At 41.8% G+C, this 15,174-nt stretch carries 14 protein-coding genes and 1 tRNA gene; 11 read left to right on the top strand and 4 right to left on the bottom strand.

The genetic code is table 11. The features are described 5' to 3' along the window. Positions 1-169 precede the first annotated feature (169 nt). Together E7X57_RS08180 and E7X57_RS08175 are read left to right on the top strand one after the other, a co-directional pair. A complete protein-coding gene (locus E7X57_RS08180; RefSeq protein WP_135612480.1) occupies positions 170-397 on the top strand; it encodes a gamma-glutamylcyclotransferase in 228 nt (75 codons plus the stop codon). Positions 398-540: 143 nt separating this feature from the next. Beyond that, on the top strand, positions 541-1,161 hold the full coding sequence (locus tag E7X57_RS08175; RefSeq protein WP_135612478.1) for a TatD family nuclease-associated radical SAM protein: 621 nt from the start codon (positions 541-543) through the stop codon (positions 1,159-1,161). Positions 1,162-1,270: 109 nt separating this feature from the next. Here the strand turns inward: E7X57_RS08175 and engB are convergent, their stop codons facing one another. The 3 genes from engB to E7X57_RS08160 all read right to left on the bottom strand — a co-directional run bounded on the left by engB (position 1,271) and on the right by E7X57_RS08160 (position 4,823). Next, complete coding sequence (gene engB / locus E7X57_RS08170) at positions 1,271-1,894, bottom strand: GTP-binding protein EngB (RefSeq protein ID WP_135612476.1); 624 nt, start codon at positions 1,892-1,894, stop codon at positions 1,271-1,273. 69 nt (positions 1,895-1,963) lie between these two features. Then, entirely contained in the window at positions 1,964-3,223 is a 1,260-nt protein-coding gene (locus tag E7X57_RS08165) for a hypothetical protein (protein ID WP_135612474.1), read from the bottom strand. A 7-nt stretch (positions 3,224-3,230) separates the two neighbouring features. Further along, positions 3,231-4,823, bottom strand: a complete 1,593-nt coding sequence (locus E7X57_RS08160) for a BatD family protein (protein ID WP_135612471.1) — start codon at positions 4,821-4,823, stop codon at positions 3,231-3,233. A 279-nt stretch (positions 4,824-5,102) separates the two neighbouring features. On the opposite strand from E7X57_RS08160, the gene E7X57_RS08155 reads away from it, so the two are divergent. Next, on the top strand, positions 5,103-5,423 hold the full coding sequence (locus tag E7X57_RS08155) for a transcriptional regulator (RefSeq protein ID WP_135612469.1): 321 nt from the start codon (positions 5,103-5,105) through the stop codon (positions 5,421-5,423). Between the two features lie 59 nt (positions 5,424-5,482). On the opposite strand, the gene E7X57_RS08150 is transcribed toward E7X57_RS08155, so the two are convergent. Continuing rightward, positions 5,483-7,777, bottom strand: coding sequence for an ATP-binding protein (locus E7X57_RS08150; RefSeq protein WP_244603647.1), 2,295 nt, complete (start codon positions 7,775-7,777; stop codon positions 5,483-5,485). A gap of 376 nt (positions 7,778-8,153) precedes the next feature. On the opposite strand from E7X57_RS08150, the gene E7X57_RS08145 reads away from it, so the two are divergent. From E7X57_RS08145 to E7X57_RS08110, 8 genes are all read left to right on the top strand, one after another. Next, a tRNA-Cys gene (locus E7X57_RS08145) sits at positions 8,154-8,224 on the top strand. A 101-nt stretch (positions 8,225-8,325) separates the two neighbouring features. After that, positions 8,326-9,117: a sulfide-dependent adenosine diphosphate thiazole synthase gene (locus E7X57_RS08140; RefSeq protein WP_135612467.1), complete on the top strand. Its 792-nt coding sequence runs from the start codon at positions 8,326-8,328 to the stop codon at positions 9,115-9,117. 216 nt (positions 9,118-9,333) lie between these two features. Beyond that, positions 9,334-10,503, top strand: coding sequence for a cysteine desulfurase family protein (locus tag E7X57_RS08135; RefSeq protein ID WP_135612465.1), 1,170 nt, complete (start codon positions 9,334-9,336; stop codon positions 10,501-10,503). Between the two features lie 31 nt (positions 10,504-10,534). After that, the gene (locus tag E7X57_RS08130; RefSeq protein ID WP_135612463.1) at positions 10,535-11,170 is read left to right on the top strand and encodes an iron-sulfur cluster assembly scaffold protein; all 636 of its coding nucleotides are present in this window, start codon (positions 10,535-10,537) and stop codon (positions 11,168-11,170) included. Positions 11,171-11,230: 60 nt separating this feature from the next. Continuing rightward, entirely contained in the window at positions 11,231-11,518 is a 288-nt protein-coding gene (locus E7X57_RS08125; protein ID WP_135612461.1) for a hypothetical protein, read from the top strand. A 267-nt stretch (positions 11,519-11,785) separates the two neighbouring features. After that, on the top strand, positions 11,786-12,379 hold the full coding sequence (locus tag E7X57_RS08120) for an FmdE family protein (protein WP_135612459.1): 594 nt from the start codon (positions 11,786-11,788) through the stop codon (positions 12,377-12,379). A gap of 16 nt (positions 12,380-12,395) precedes the next feature. Next, positions 12,396-13,418, top strand: coding sequence for a 4Fe-4S binding protein (locus E7X57_RS08115; RefSeq protein WP_135612457.1), 1,023 nt, complete (start codon positions 12,396-12,398; stop codon positions 13,416-13,418). Beyond that, positions 13,418-15,172, top strand: coding sequence for a formylmethanofuran dehydrogenase subunit A (locus E7X57_RS08110; protein WP_135612455.1), 1,755 nt, complete (start codon positions 13,418-13,420; stop codon positions 15,170-15,172). Before E7X57_RS08115 ends, E7X57_RS08110 begins: the two co-directional genes overlap by 1 nt. Positions 15,173-15,174: the final 2 nt, after the last annotated feature.

The following is a 15,174-nucleotide window of genomic DNA, read 5'->3' as shown; positions in this document are numbered from 1 at the left end:
ACTTTATGCAATGCTTTTTGAGCTTGTGATCGATAATTTTTGACCATGTCAAAATGTGGTTACAAGGCGTTTAGTATAAATCCTCTATCTATGTATATAGTCGTTTAATCGTGGTGCTTGGATGTATTATGAAAAATAAAACAGAAAAATAGGCATCTGGGTGGGTAAAATGAGCCTTTTATTTGTTTACGGCACTTTGAAATGTGGATATTGTAATCATCATCTGCTTGGTGATTCTGTTCTTGTATCTAAGAACTATACAAAGGAAAGATTTCGTATGCTTGACATGAATGAGTTTCCCGGAGTGGTGATGAGTGAACCTGAATCAAGGATCTCCGGTGAACTTTTTAACGTGGATAGTGAAACGTTAGATATCATCGATGATCTTGAAGGGTAGTGGTTCTTCAGGGAGGATGTTTTGTTGGACAATGGCTCTAAAGCAGACATGTATTTCCTTTCGCCGAATGTTCCATATGAAAAATATCCTGTTATGGGGTCAGGTTACTGGGAAGACAATAATGTAAACATAAGAGGTTGTAAATGACAGAAAACGAATTTGATGGGAATCTTGAGAATGTTGGTACACTTTGCTACGAAGGGCATGACAACCTGTACCTTAACATAACTAACAGATGCAGTGCAAGTTGTGTTTTCTGCATACGTGATGTTTCAGATGGAGTTTATGGTTACGATCTGCGCCTCAAAAAAGAACCCTCTGTTGAGGAAATATTAGAAAAGCTCGAGTCTCTTGATCTGGGTAAATATCGGGAAGTAGTATTTACAGGGTTCGGCGAGGCAACGCTCCGTTTTGATGTTCTTCTGGAGGTCACTCATTGGCTCAAGGAACGTGGCGTAAAGGTAAGGCTTGATACCAATGGTCATGCACAGTTGATCTATCCTGAAAGGAATGTTGTGGCAGAGTTGAAGGAAGCGGGCCTTGATGAGGTGTCTGTGAGCCTTAATGCAGAATCTGAGAGCAAATATAATGAGATCTGCCGGCCTGCTTTTGAGGGTTCCTATAATGCTATGCTGGATTTTGCAAGAGATTCCATTGCGGCGGGTATTCATACCCGTATGACCGTTGTGGGCTTTAATGACATCGATATTAAAAAATGTGAAAAGATAGCACTTGATATCGGTGCCGTGTTCCGCGTAAGGTAAAATAAAATGTAAGTAAGTTATGGATCTAATTAAATTGTAGGTAAGTGAAGCTTAATTTCATTTACCTATAGTTAGCTCATAGTTGTATCATATTTAATTGATAATTATCTCAGATGTATTTGAAAAGGTCATCTCTTTTAATATCGTGAAGACGCTTTCGGAGTAGCCCTTTAAGTGTTTTGACATCTCCTTTTTTTGCACTTGTTGGAGCAATTATGTAATTCCACTGGTTCCAGGGTGGGGTCAGGCCAAGTTTTTCAACGATGCCATCAAGTCTCTCTTGCTGTTCTACGTCTTTTATCCGATCCATCTTGTTTATGGCAACAATGGTATCAAATCCAAGTTCATTGAAAAGATCGAACATTTCGATGTCAATAGGTATCTGATTACGGCTTTCCCAGCGTTCGACCACATCTATGAATGAAACTGCATCAGTGACAAGGACTGCTATCTTTATTCTGTCGGCATTATCCTCTATGTAACGTACGATCTGGTCCTTCACGATGTCCTGCTTTCGATCTTTGACCCCGCTCATGAATCCGAATCCGGGAAGATCTGTAATTAACAGATCAGAACGCAGGCTATGGGCAGGCTTTAATGTAACTCCCGGGCGTTTACCAATCTTCACTTTTTTACCTGTAAGCTCTCGTATGATGGACGATTTTCCAACATTTGATCTTCCCGAAAGTATTATCTCGAACTTAGCTTTTTCAAATCCTTGTTCTTTTTTCATGTCTCATTCCTGTAGCCTTAAACTATTGAGATGGCTAAAAAGATTTCGTTCTATATGGAAGATGAATACTCATTTGTATTCAAGCGCTTCATTAATTATTCTCATCGTGTTATCGATGATGTCCTTTACAGATCGAATACGTCCGAATGAAGGGTATTCAATGTCCTCTCCATCACTTTCAGTGATGTTTTCAGAAACTTCTGTCTCCAGATCATCTTCCGGCATTTCTTCAATGGGATCTGGTACTTCTTCTCCTTCTTCGAATAAGTAGAATCTTTTCGTTTTCAAAGTGTCAGAATATCCTTTTGAATCTGAGAAGTATACTTCTGCCGAAGGAACTATTGGATTTACTTTAATATCCTCTATCCTTATGGAATACTCCAGGGTTTTGACTTTATCAGGGAAAATGACCATCTCAGTTGCTGTTTTTCCTTCCATAAGAACTGAATTTGGCAACATTTCATCTTTGATCTCTAGATATGCTGCACGATTACCTTCATTTTTAACTTTTATAGTAATATCATAAATTTGTGGATTATTTCCATCAACTGTGACTGTCTTTGTAGCATTGATGTATGGTCCGTATACAACCAGTTCTGTTGAGTTGGTGTATTGGTAATACTTTATCCCATTGTCTGTAATTTCGATCTCAGTTGGTGGGATGGTGTAGTTTCCAGGACGTAATGCTTTGACAGAATACTGAATAGTGTTTTTTGAATATGGGCTTATATTGATCGTTTGGTCCACATTGATATCAGGGTCTATTAGAATATTTTCAGGTAACGTTTCGTTTATCAGGACACTCTGAAATTCAAGGTTCCGAAGATTGTTTATCTGGATTGCAATGAAGACCCTTTCATCAATGTAGGTATCTTTGTACTTTGTCTTGGTCACAGAGATGGTGTTATTGATCCAGCTATCCATCTCTTCCTCTGTAACGTTAAGTGTAGAAACCTCTATTTTTGTATATGGTGCCGGAATATCATTTCCCGTAATGATTTCAAAAGCAGTTATGTTCAGTCTTTCACCAAAGATCTTGGTGTTGGGTATCTGGCTGTTGTTGACCGAGAGCAGGGCAGTCCATTCTTTCGATTCATCGGAGTTGATGGTAAGCATTACGTAATCTGTATCAATATCGAAAGGTCTTGCTTTTGAGAAATCGTTCGCCTTGATCAAAAAGCCATCTACCTCTATACTATCTCCCCAGTAAAGGGTATAGTTAGCCGATTCGTTCCAGTTCGTATCCTCATCGGACGAGGCGATGGCTGTATTTACACATAGGAATGTGACAAATAAAATGATCAGGCAGATTTGTATTCTCACACGCATGATCGATTTATTTTCTCCTTCTTATTGCCAGATAGACACCAGCAAGCGCTGCAATTGCGAAGATCGATTCAAAGCCAGGTTCCACGACCTCTTCATTTGATTCAGTTCCTGCTTGTGAACTATCTTCGTTCGATGGGTTACTTGTACTTGATGATGTTGAGCTTTCCTCAGGTTCCGGAATTTCGACTGTTATTTCAGGCATGTTCGATATCTTTTCACCTTTGTAGCTTTCCATATCTATAAAAGTTGCAGTTGCAGGTGAAAGTTTGAAGGTTCCTTCATCATTCATCTTCAGAATGTATGAATAGCTTCCGGATTCACCTTTTCCCAGTACCTTATCATAGGCAGTTTCACCACTCACAAAACTGGTGCCTTCCGGGAAATCAGTAGAAGATACTCTGGTGCTCGCATCCCTGTTACCTTCGTTCTTTGCTGTTACAGTGACTTTAACCTCGGTTCCTGGCTCTACTTTTGTTTTGTCTATGCTCTGGGTTAGGGTGATGTAAGGTCCATTTATCTCTATTTTTGGATCTTCTGATTCATATGTGTAGGTTTTACCATTAGAAGCTGAGAATGTTGCAACTGCTTTAGGTGATGTGTAACTTCCAGGTTTGATGGGTTTTAGTGCATAGGTGAATACTTCAATGGTTTCTCCTGGCTTGAATGACACCGTTTTCTCAAGTGTTACACTGTCTTTAAGTTCCATGCTGGAAAGTACAGTGTCTTTTATTGTAACTGAGTCCATGGTGTAGATCCCATAATTGCGGACGGCTACTGTAACATATGCAGTCTCATCCATGTAGAGCTCTTCGGCAATGGATTTTGTAAGTAGAAGCTCAGCTTTTGGGAGTACAGTTATTTCTTTTACCTTACTGTCTTCGTGGATGTCACCATTAATATCTTTGGCTCGCACTGTTACATTTATATCAAGATCGGTCTCTTCCCAAAGGTGCGGCACTTCAAGGTCTACCTCTATGATTTCAGAGGTCTCGCCTGTGGCTAATGTTGTTATGTGGGTCTTGAGATCTCCATCGGCTAGCTCCATTCCTGCAGGATCAACGATGACCTCAACATCTTCTGCTTCTGCATATCCTTTATTTTTTACAGTGATGGTAGTTACCACTTCTTTTGGATTGCTCGGAGACCTTGGATCATACTCGTTCTTTTCCGTCTGGATGGTAATGTCAAAATCAGGAACGCCTCTTCTGTATACTTCGATCTTCACAGTAGGGTCTTCCATGTTACCGGTCCACTGATCGACATTGGTCTTTAGTTCCTTGATGACGAGTTTAACATCCTGGCCATTCTCTTCATCCCTGTAATCCCAGCTGTCAGCGAAGCCGAGGGAGGCGATTTCTTTGAGCTGTCCATCTTTTGACAAGGATAAGGATACAAAACCATCAACTGAAAAATCCTCTGCTTTGATCACATATGTGTCATAAGAATCATCTTTTGCTTCTCCATTTTCGAAACTATGCCCCCAGTGTAGTGTGGCTGTTTCTGTAGACTTCCATTCGATATCGTCAAGCGTATATGCAGATGCTGTAAATGACAATATGCAAAGCACCATTAGTAGTATGATCAAAGCTTTCCTGAACATGGGACCCCTCTTTTAATGATTAACTATTTGAGATTATGATCTATATCTTTTATTTATCAATTGACAATATATAATATCATATTTTATTTAACTCTTATACCTGTAATGTAGCTACATAAGAGTAACTACTTCCAGATCGATACATCTTTACAAACATCTTCTATTTATATTATTTACTCTATAGAATTTCACAATAGTGAATACATATATATGTTACAAAGCCATATTATGAAAGCTATATAGCATTGTAATGTGTTATAGCATAGCGTAAGTGATATTATGAATCTGGAAACTCCCTGTCAGGCAGTTGTATGGGATATCCTCCCGGCTATCCGTGCAGCGCTTGCAATGGAACTTGTAAAAAACGGGATCTCACAGAAAGAAGTTGCAAAGATGTTTGGAATGGCCCCTTCTGCCGTATCTCAGTACCTGACAAAAAAACGAGGCTACCGTATAGAATTTGATGACGATGTAAAAGGATCGATTTCCCGTCTTGCTCTTGAGATACAGGAGGGCAAGGTGGATAATGTCCCTGCAAAGATCTGTGGGATATGCAGGGATTTAAGAAGAGGTGAGGGCGCCTGCCCTGCGGAAGATTGATGTCTTCCTCATCTCGAAATTATCGAAAAGCAATTATTTCGATTCTGTTTCTTCTTTCATTAGTCATTCTGTTCTTTTTCTGAAGCGCCCATCTCATCAACCGGTATGGTGAAAGTGAATGTACTTCCAGCTTCTTTTTTACTTTTTACACGAATGTTCCCGCCATGTAGTTCCACAAAGTTCTTGACAAGAACAAGTCCAAGTCCGGTCCCCTGATAATTTCTGGAATTATCTGAATCGATCTGCCTGAATGGCTGGAATATCTTTTCGATATGTTCCGGTGATATCCCAATACCTGTATCAGTAATGCTGAACGTCAGCTGATCACCCTCACAGGCTGCTGTTAGGTGTACTTTTCCGTTTTCATCTGTAAATTTGATCGCATTGCTTAGAAGGTTGTACAGTATCTGCTTGAATTTAGTTTTGTCTGCATTTATAGTTGATATGTCCTTTTCAATATCGACCTTCAATTCAATTTTCTTTTTTAGTGCAAGTGGCTTTATGATGGTTACAATATCTGTTGCAACTTCTCTGACAGAAAAGAGCTCATAATGAACTTCCATTTTTCCGGCTTCGATCTTTGAAAGGTCAAGGATCTCATTAATAAGGTTTAGAAGGTGTTTTCCACTGTTCCGTATATTGACAATGTACTTCTCCTGCTTTTCATTAATGGGGCCTGCAATTTTTTCGAGCATTATGTCTGAAAAACCAATAATTGAATTAAGTGGTGTTCTTAGTTCGTGACTCATGTTTGCAAGGAATTCGCTCTTGGTCTGGTTGGCGGCTTCAGCATCCATTTTTGCTTTTATTACGTGGTCTTCAGCATTTTTTCTTTCTGATATATCAACGATTATTCCCTGCAGGTAGTTTATATTATTATTTTTGTCAAATCGTAAAAGTGTCTGTTCTTCAATCCAACGGATCTCTCCTGATCTTGTTCTTATCCTGTACTGGCTGATGAAATGCGGAATTCTCTTTATGATATTCTCTGAGAGTGTATCTTCAACACGTTTAAGGTCACCTGGGTGGATTATATCTGCATAATTTATGAATTTTGATACGAAGTCATCAGCAACATATCCGAATTGAGTTATGTTTCCGGATACGAGTTCTACCGGCCATCCTTTTTCATTCTTCCATTTAAAGACGGTCACGGGACTATGGTCTATAATATTTCCCATCTCTTCATTAAGTTCATTTGAGAGCTGGAGATTGTCAAGTAGATGATTCAATCCGATCGTAAACTGTTTAAAATCAATATCTATATCGGTGTTTGCTCGAGTATCAAAATCCCCGTTTAAGGCGGAATCCGAAATATTTTTAAAATCATCGATGATGTTTCCTATGTTTTTGCTCACAGTGTTTGCTGTAAAGAATGCAACTAATCCCATGAACAATATTGCGATCACGGAAATTGTGATCAACTCATTTCTCAGGTCCACGACGCCTTCAAGCATGTCCTCTTTTGGGACTACAAGTATGAATGAGTAGTTACCTTCTTTTGTAGGTTCATAAAATGCGACAACCTGCTTTCCGGTAACCGGATCTATTGTTTCGATGTGACCACTTTTTCCTTCTTTGATGTCATCTGCCATCTTTGCAAGTTCATCATTGAGATCGTAAAGTGTTTTTTCACCGATCCATTCTTTTTTGGTTGGATGTGAAAGAATAACTCCCTGGTTGCTGCTTAGTATGGCATATCCATTCTGAAATACTGTAATATTGCTTACGATTGCGTCCAGGCCATTTAGTGTTACATCAACTCCTCCAATTCCAATGAAGTGTCCCTCGTGGAAGATAGGTGTTGAGTGACTTATAATGATTTTTTCTGAGTACCAGTATGGTTCTGTAAGAACATAATTTCCTGTAGATTTTGGTAACATGTAGTAGTCAAGTTCTTCATAATCTTTCAAAGGATCAAGACTAATATTACCGTCCAGCTTATTCCAGTAGGGAATAAATCTTCCAGTGGAATCATGACCTGTCGTATTTGCATATTCACTGTCTCTTCCATCATATGCATCAGGTTCAAAACAAACGTATGTCCCAATAAGTTCCGGATTTTTTACGAGTATCTCTTTCAGGATCAGATTAATTTCTTCCCGATCGCATGTCCGATCTTCAAATATAGTGTCTGCAATTGTCTTTGAAATTGCACGATATTTAACTTGGTCCGCATTGAATTCATTGGCATATTTGCTTGCAGTCTCTATAGATTGCTGGTATGCGAGTTCTTCATGTTGGGATGTTGTAGTTGAGATTATTAGAAAAGTAGATGCAATGAATACAAGAAATGTTCCTATGGCAATATACACTGTAAGTTTTTGCCTAAGTGTAATATTTTTTAGGCCCACTCAATACACTCCTATTCTTAAAAGGCAAGTGAAATAAATCATTATAATTTAATATTATATTTGTTATAGTACTTGAAATTATATTGTCTTGTGGCTTATTCTTCTCCTTTTTTGCTCATTACTTCTAAATGGAATCGACATATATTCATCATCAAGACTTCACAATGGTAAACAAACAACTATTGGCTGGATGTTAGAGTGGTTATGCGTCCGACTGCAGATCGGAATATGTGAATTTGATTCTCACTTCGGTCTTTTGACAAAATTGTTTTCGTTCTTTGTTTACCTTCTTCTCAAGTTGCTTACAACATAATCTATATATAGAATTGACATATATTCACGATTGTGACTTCACAATAGTGAACAATCGCATCTTGGCTGGATGGCAGAGTGGTTATGTGTCCGACTGCAGATCGGAGTATGTGAGTTCGATTCTCACTCCGGCCTTTGAAATAAGACGTAAGGTTTAGCATTTGGTTTATTTTGTGAACCAGATTGGCTTACCTCTTCTGATAATTTACCGATCATCTCTATACAAAGGTGAATAAATGAATCAATTCGCACAAGCAACTGAAAAAGATATTACGCGTTCGATAGTTGAAGAATTCCTTGGAGATTTCCTTAATCACATTGAAAGTGATGTGATCATTGTTGGCGGAGGGCCAAGTGGTCTTGTGGCAGCAAGGGACCTTGCATCTAAGGGTATAAAGACCGTTGTGCTTGAGAGCAACAATTACTTTGGTGGCGGTTTCTGGTTAGGTGGGTACCTGATGAACAAGGTTACAGTAAGAGCACCTGCACAGAGGATCTTTGACCAGCTTGGTGTTCCTTACAAGGAAGTACCTAATATAAAGGAAGGTCTCTATGTTGCAGATGCACCGTCTGCCTGTTCCAAGTTGATCTCAGCTGCCTGTGATGCAGGTGCTTTTATGCTGAACATGAACAAGTTCGATGATGTTGTTCTCAGGGACGGACGTGTTTGCGGTGCTGTTACCAATTGGACACCTGTATCGGCATTACCACGCGCCATAACCTGTGTGGATCCGGTGGCTATCGAGACTAAATGCGTTATTGATGCAACAGGACATGATGCAGTCGTAGCCAACTCCCTTGCAAACCGTGGTCTGGTAGACCTTAAAGGCTTCTTAGGAATGGATGTTGATAATTCCGAAGATGCTGTGGTGAACAACACTTCAGAGCTTTTCCCGGGACTCGTAGTTACAGGAATGGCCGCAGCTACATGTTTTGGTCTTTCCAGAATGGGCCCTACTTTCGGTGGCATGTTGGAGTCCGGTGTAAAAGCTGCAAAGATCGCTGAAGAGATCGTAAGATCCAGATAATATTTTGTGGATGGGCAACTTGTGTTGTTCCATCCCTCTCCCTATTATTTTATGCTGTAATTTTACAGTAAATAGTTAACGCTTTATACAGTTGTCAATATAATCTCTCTATATCATTTACTCTCTGCTACGGCTGCTTGTTGCAGTCATCTGTTATATCTGTGCAGAGTGAGTTTAATATTTGTATATTTATTTGATCAAAGAGGTGTTTGCCAGATGTTCGATAAGACAGTATATCTTGACAATGCTGCCAGTACCCGACTGGATGAGAGGGTACTTGAGGCAATGAATCCGTATTTTTTTGATACTTATGCAGTTGCTACTTCTGAATTTGGTTATTCAATGGGCATTGATTCCAAGGAAGGACTTGAAAGGTCCCGGAAGATAATTGCATCTGCTCTTGGTGCAAATGCCAATGAGGTAGTGTTCACTTCGGGAAGCACCGAATCGAGCAACATGGCAATAAAGGGAGTTCTTTCTGCATTGAAGGGTAAGAAGGATGATCACCTCATCGTATCCCGGCTGGAAGATTTTTCCGTATTGAATACTGCGAAAATGCTTGAAAAGCAGGGCTATAAAGTAGATTTCATAAACGTTGACAGTGAAGGAATTCTTGATCTTGAAATGCTTAAGGCTGCTATTACTCCGCAGACTGCATTAGTATCTATCCAGCATGCAAATCAGGAGATCGGCACATTGCAGGATATTAAGGCCATAGCAGACATCTGTAAAGAAAATGAAGTCCTGCTGCATACTGATGCAACTCACAGTTTCACAAGGATCCCACTTGATGTGAACGAGATCCCTGTTGATCTTGTAACGGTCTCAGCACATACTATCCACGGTCCTCGTGGGGTTGGTGGTTTGTATATCCGGGAAGGTACGCCTATCAATAAATGGATGGATGGTGGCTTCCAGGAGTTCGACCTGCGAGCAGGCATTGAGAACATTCCTGGTGCTGTAGGATTTGCAACTGCGGTCGAACTGGTAACCCCTGAGGAGAATGAGCAGCTTAAAACGATGAGGGATCACATTATCGAGCGGGTACAAGCTGAGATATCCAGCGTTACGCTTAATGGCAGTGCTACAAGCAGGCTACCACAGAACGCGAATCTGACATTCCATTATGTTGAAGGTGAATCTATCACACTGCATCTGGATATGATGGGATTTGCCGTGAGCACGGGTTCAGCATGTTTCAGTCGCTCCCTTGAGGCAAGCCATGTGATACTTGGTATCGGTGGCGACCATGAGCGGGCCCACGGTTCATTGCGTTTTAGTTTCGGAAGGTTTAATTCCATGGAAGATGCAGATGCTATTATTGATGCATTGAAGGAAGTTGTTGCTAATCTCAGGGCTATAAGCCCGCTGTCAGCAGATGAGTAAATCAATATCGAGAAATACAAGAGGTGGTCATATGAATTTCCCTTATAGTAAAGAGGTACTTGAGCATTTCAAAAACCCGCATAACGTGGGCAAGATGGATGATCCGGATGGAAAGGGTCTCGAAGGCAGTGCAGCATGCGGGGATATGGTTGCTGTTTACTTGAAAGTGAATACGGATACCCTTGTGATCGAAGATATTTCCTTCGAATCATATGGTTGTGCATCCAACATTGCTACAGCTTCTATTATTACTGACCTTGCAAAAGGAAAGACCCTGGAGGATGCTAAGAAGATCACATGGAAGGAGGCTGCAGAAGCACTTGGAGGGCTTCCTGCGGTCAAAGCGCATTGTTCTGTCCTGGCAGTAGAAGGTCTTAGGTCCGCTATACGTGACTATGAAGAAAAGCATGGTCTGGTCGTTGAGAAAGAAACAACCGATGAGGAAGTTGTCAAAAGGCGCCTGAAACATGTGATGAACCCTATCAAGGGCCTGGATATCATCAGAACCGAACTTGTGATGAAGATCACGGTCGATGAAGGTAATGTGCGTGTAGTGCTTGACCTTCCGTCCCATCACCAGTTTGCAGCTGCAATAAAAGAGGATATCGTTGAGAAACTGGAAGCTCTCTGGGATGTTGAAAGCGTCACGGTGGATTTCATCTCCTGATAGTTTCTTTTTGACTTTTTTATTTTTAATTTAAATTTTTAAAACGGGTTTTTGGTAACTATGGAAATAAGGTCTATTACTCCCTGTAAGAGTGGTCCGGATATTCAGCATGTGATAGCGCAGCTTGACAATGAGATAGATATTGCAAAGGCATGTGAAGCTCTGAAAACAGAGGAAGGGGAAATGATCAAATTTTTGCGTTGTTCTGAGGAGCTTGGAGCTATCCGTTTCACGTCCGGTGCTATGATGGTCCTTATTTACAAGAGTGGCAAGATCACTGTAAGGCATGCTGCGAGTGAGAAAGTTGCAAAGGGTCTGCTGGATCGAATAGCTGAGCTTGTGGAATGAGTTATTTTTTAAAGAGCAGTATTAAACATTCTTCATAAAATCTATCTTTTTAATTTTCTTTATTTTTTCATTTTAATCTATGCAAGCCGTTCATTCAACTCAACAAACCTGAGTATTTAAGCATCCCTGCCATGTTTTTACCGGCAACGATAAACTATATATAATTTTCACCATTATGTTCCTTAGCATTACAGGCGGTGCTATAGAACTGTCTGTTAAGGATCCGGCCGATCCTATGCACTACTTTCATATTCAAGAGGTCTTCATATGGATGATGAAATGGATAATATTCTAAAACAGATTAAAGAACAAGATCCAGAGCTATTTTTACAGGTGGAGAAGATCATTCCTTTCCACGGCTATTTGAGCACAGGGGCACTTATTGGCCTGCAGATGCTCAATATGTCAAAGAGACTCCTTGATGTTAAGGAAGGTGAACGTATCTACGCTACAGCAGAGACGTACAACTGTGTTCCAGATCCTTTCCAGATCCTTGAAGGTGCTACCACCGGAAACAAGGGGCTTAAGGTGAAGGATTACGGAAAGATGGCTGTTACTGTCAACAAGCGTGGTGCGCCTGGTGAGAAAACAATGCCTGCTGTCAGGATATATCTTGATCCTGAAAAGACAAAGGCATATCCAAAGCTTTATGCATGGTACATGAACACTGAGAAAGTACCTCATGAGGTAGTTGTTCCGATCGTCCTTGAGGCGGGAGAGAACATTTATTCTTATTCTTTTACAGAGATCGAAGTACCGATCAAGAAACGCAAGCAAGTAAAGCTTTGTGACAAATGTGGAGAGAGCTTTGTCTGGTACGAAGGCGAAGCACTTTGTGAAGCATGCAGACATGAGCAATAATTACGGAGTAGATTAGATGAACGAAATAGTGGTTTCGACAAAAGATAACAAGCAAGTGGTCTACATGCCACACAAGTGCATTGGTTGTGGAACCTGTACAATGGTCTGTCCTAAGGACACCCTGATCATAGGTTCCGTGGGACCTGTTGCCAGGGGACTTATCAACAAGGATTTCCTGGACATAAGAGACAACTGCATTACATGTGGAATGTGTACCAAGATATGCCCAACAGGCGCTCTTGAGATGAGAGAAGATGGAAAGCCTGTGTGCAACGACAATTTCCTTTGCAGCACTATCGCACCAACAACTGTTAACGATGACTGTGTTCACTGTGGTCTTTGTGAACAGATCTGTCCACAGGGTGCTATAGAGGTCCAGCAATGGCTTTCAAATGACAACAGTGCACGCGTAGATGGTAAGACGATCATCGACAACAACGACTGTGTACACTGTGGATGGTGTGCTGAGGTATGTCCAAAAGATGCTATTACAGTCCAGAAGCCTTTTGCAGGTACATGGATGCGCGACGAGGATGTCTGTCAGGCATGCCGCACATGTGTGGATGTTTGTCCATGCAATGCACTCTTCAATCCTGAATGGGATATTGGTGAGAGGGTTGACAAGGTCGCACAGCGTCCTGATGCATGTCTCTACTGTGGTGCATGTGCAGTCGCATGTCCGGTAGATGCTATTGACGTTCAGAAGACCGAGATCCTTACAGCTATGGAAAAGAAGGCCGTCTTCGAGAAGAAACTTGTCAATAAGCCTTCAGCAACACCTGTTCTGACATCAGTGCTCATGACTGACGAAGATGCATGTCTTGGTTGTGGTAACTGTGTCATCATGTGCCCTGTCAATGCTAATTCCTCAAAGTTCCTCGCAGCTGGTGCACTCAACGATATTGACGAGAAACCATTGCTTGAGGTAAGGAACGGTAGCATCAAGGTCATCGACCAGGAAGCATGTGGCTCATGTGGTGCCTGTGCACTGATCTGCCCGACATCCGCAATATGGCTTGAGAAGAGAGAGGTGGAATAATGGCTGGAACTATTGTAATTAAAAACGGATCTGTCTATGACCCGCTCAATGAAGTGAACGGTGACAAGCAGGACATTTTCATCAAGAACGGTAAGGTCGTATCTGAGCTTTCAGATGCTGATATGAGAGATGCTAAGGTCATTGATGCAACAGGCAAGACCGTAATGCCTGGTGGCGTTGACTCTCACTCACACATTGCCGGTGCAAAGGTAAATGTCGGTAGGATGATGCGTCCAGAGGATGGTTACAAGGCAACCATGACAAAGACAGACATTACACACTCCGGATCAGGAGAGACCGTGCCATCTGTCTACATGGAAGGATACGAATACTCACAGATGGGATACACAACCGTCTTCGAGGCAGCTGTTCCTCCAATGGAAGCACGCCACACACACGAAGAGATGCGCTCCATTCCAATGCTCGATATGGGTGGATATCTTGTTCTCGGTAACAACTGGTTCATGATGCGCTACCTCAAGGAAGGCGACATTGAAAAGGCAGCAGCATACGTCTCCTGGATGATGAAGACACACAAGACCTATGGTATCAAATGTGTCAACCCGGCTGGTGTTGAGAACTGGGGATGGGGTAAGAACGTATCTTCCCTTGACGAAGCGAATATCCACTTCGAGGTAACTCCAAGAGAGATGATCGATGGACTTACCGAGGTCAATGAGATGCTCGGTATGCCAATGTCAATGCACCTTCACGCAAACAACCTTGGTCATCCAGGAAACTTTGAAACAACAAAGGAATCCCTGAAAATGTCCAAAAGTGTGAAAGCAAAGCAGGACATGGGTGTCGAATGGGCAGAGACAAAGCTCGACCCAAGCAGGGACCAGTCCGTGTACCTCACACACATGATGTTCAACGCATTTGGCGGTACATCCTGGCGTGATTTTGAGTCCGGTGTCAAACCTCTTACTGATTACATCAACAGCACAGACCACATTGTAATTGACAGTGGTTGTGTACCATTCGGTGAAGCAACATGTATGACTGGTGATGGTCCTTCCATCCACGATCTCTCAGTGCTTACCGGTGGCAAATGGTCAAACACAGATGTTGAACTCGAATGTGGTTCAGGTGTCTGTCCATTCACATACCTTAAGAGCAACCCTGTTCACAGTACCCAGTGGGCAATGGGTCTTGAATGCCTCCTCCTGATCGATGATCCATGGAAGGCTATCATGACAACCGACAGTCCAAACGGTGGACCGTTCACCAAATACCCACTCGTTATGAGCTGGTTGATGTCCGAGAAGTTCAGGGACCAGACTTTCAGTGAATGCCACAAGTGGGCAAACGACAGAAGCACACTCGGTGGGGTCGACAGGGAAATGTCCCTTTACGATATTGCTATCATGACCCGTGCTAACACATCAAAGACCATTGGTATGGCACACAGGAAGGGTAGCTTCGGTGTCGGTGCAGACGGTGATGTTACTATCTACGATATTGATCCAAGTAAGATCGACACAAGGGAATACTCCGACCTGATCAACAAGTTCAGCACCGCTGAATACACCGTCAAGGACGGACAGATCGTCTGCCACAACGGTGAGATCACCATGATCCCTGAGAAGAGGACCTATTACACCGATGCGAGTGTTCCGGACGCAAACGAGAAGGAAATGCTCAAGGATGTGCAGGAATGGTTCAGGTATTATTCACACGGTTTCAACCACTATCCAACACCTGAGAAGTACCTCGTGAACCCAACAGCGATCAAGGTAAACACGGAGCAGTGATA

It is taken from the genome of Methanococcoides sp. AM1, from assembly GCF_900774055.1.
Classification (GTDB): domain Archaea; phylum Halobacteriota; class Methanosarcinia; order Methanosarcinales; family Methanosarcinaceae; genus Methanococcoides.
Note: the sequence above shows the minus strand (reverse complement) of the source record. Positions and strands in the feature narration are given on the sequence as shown.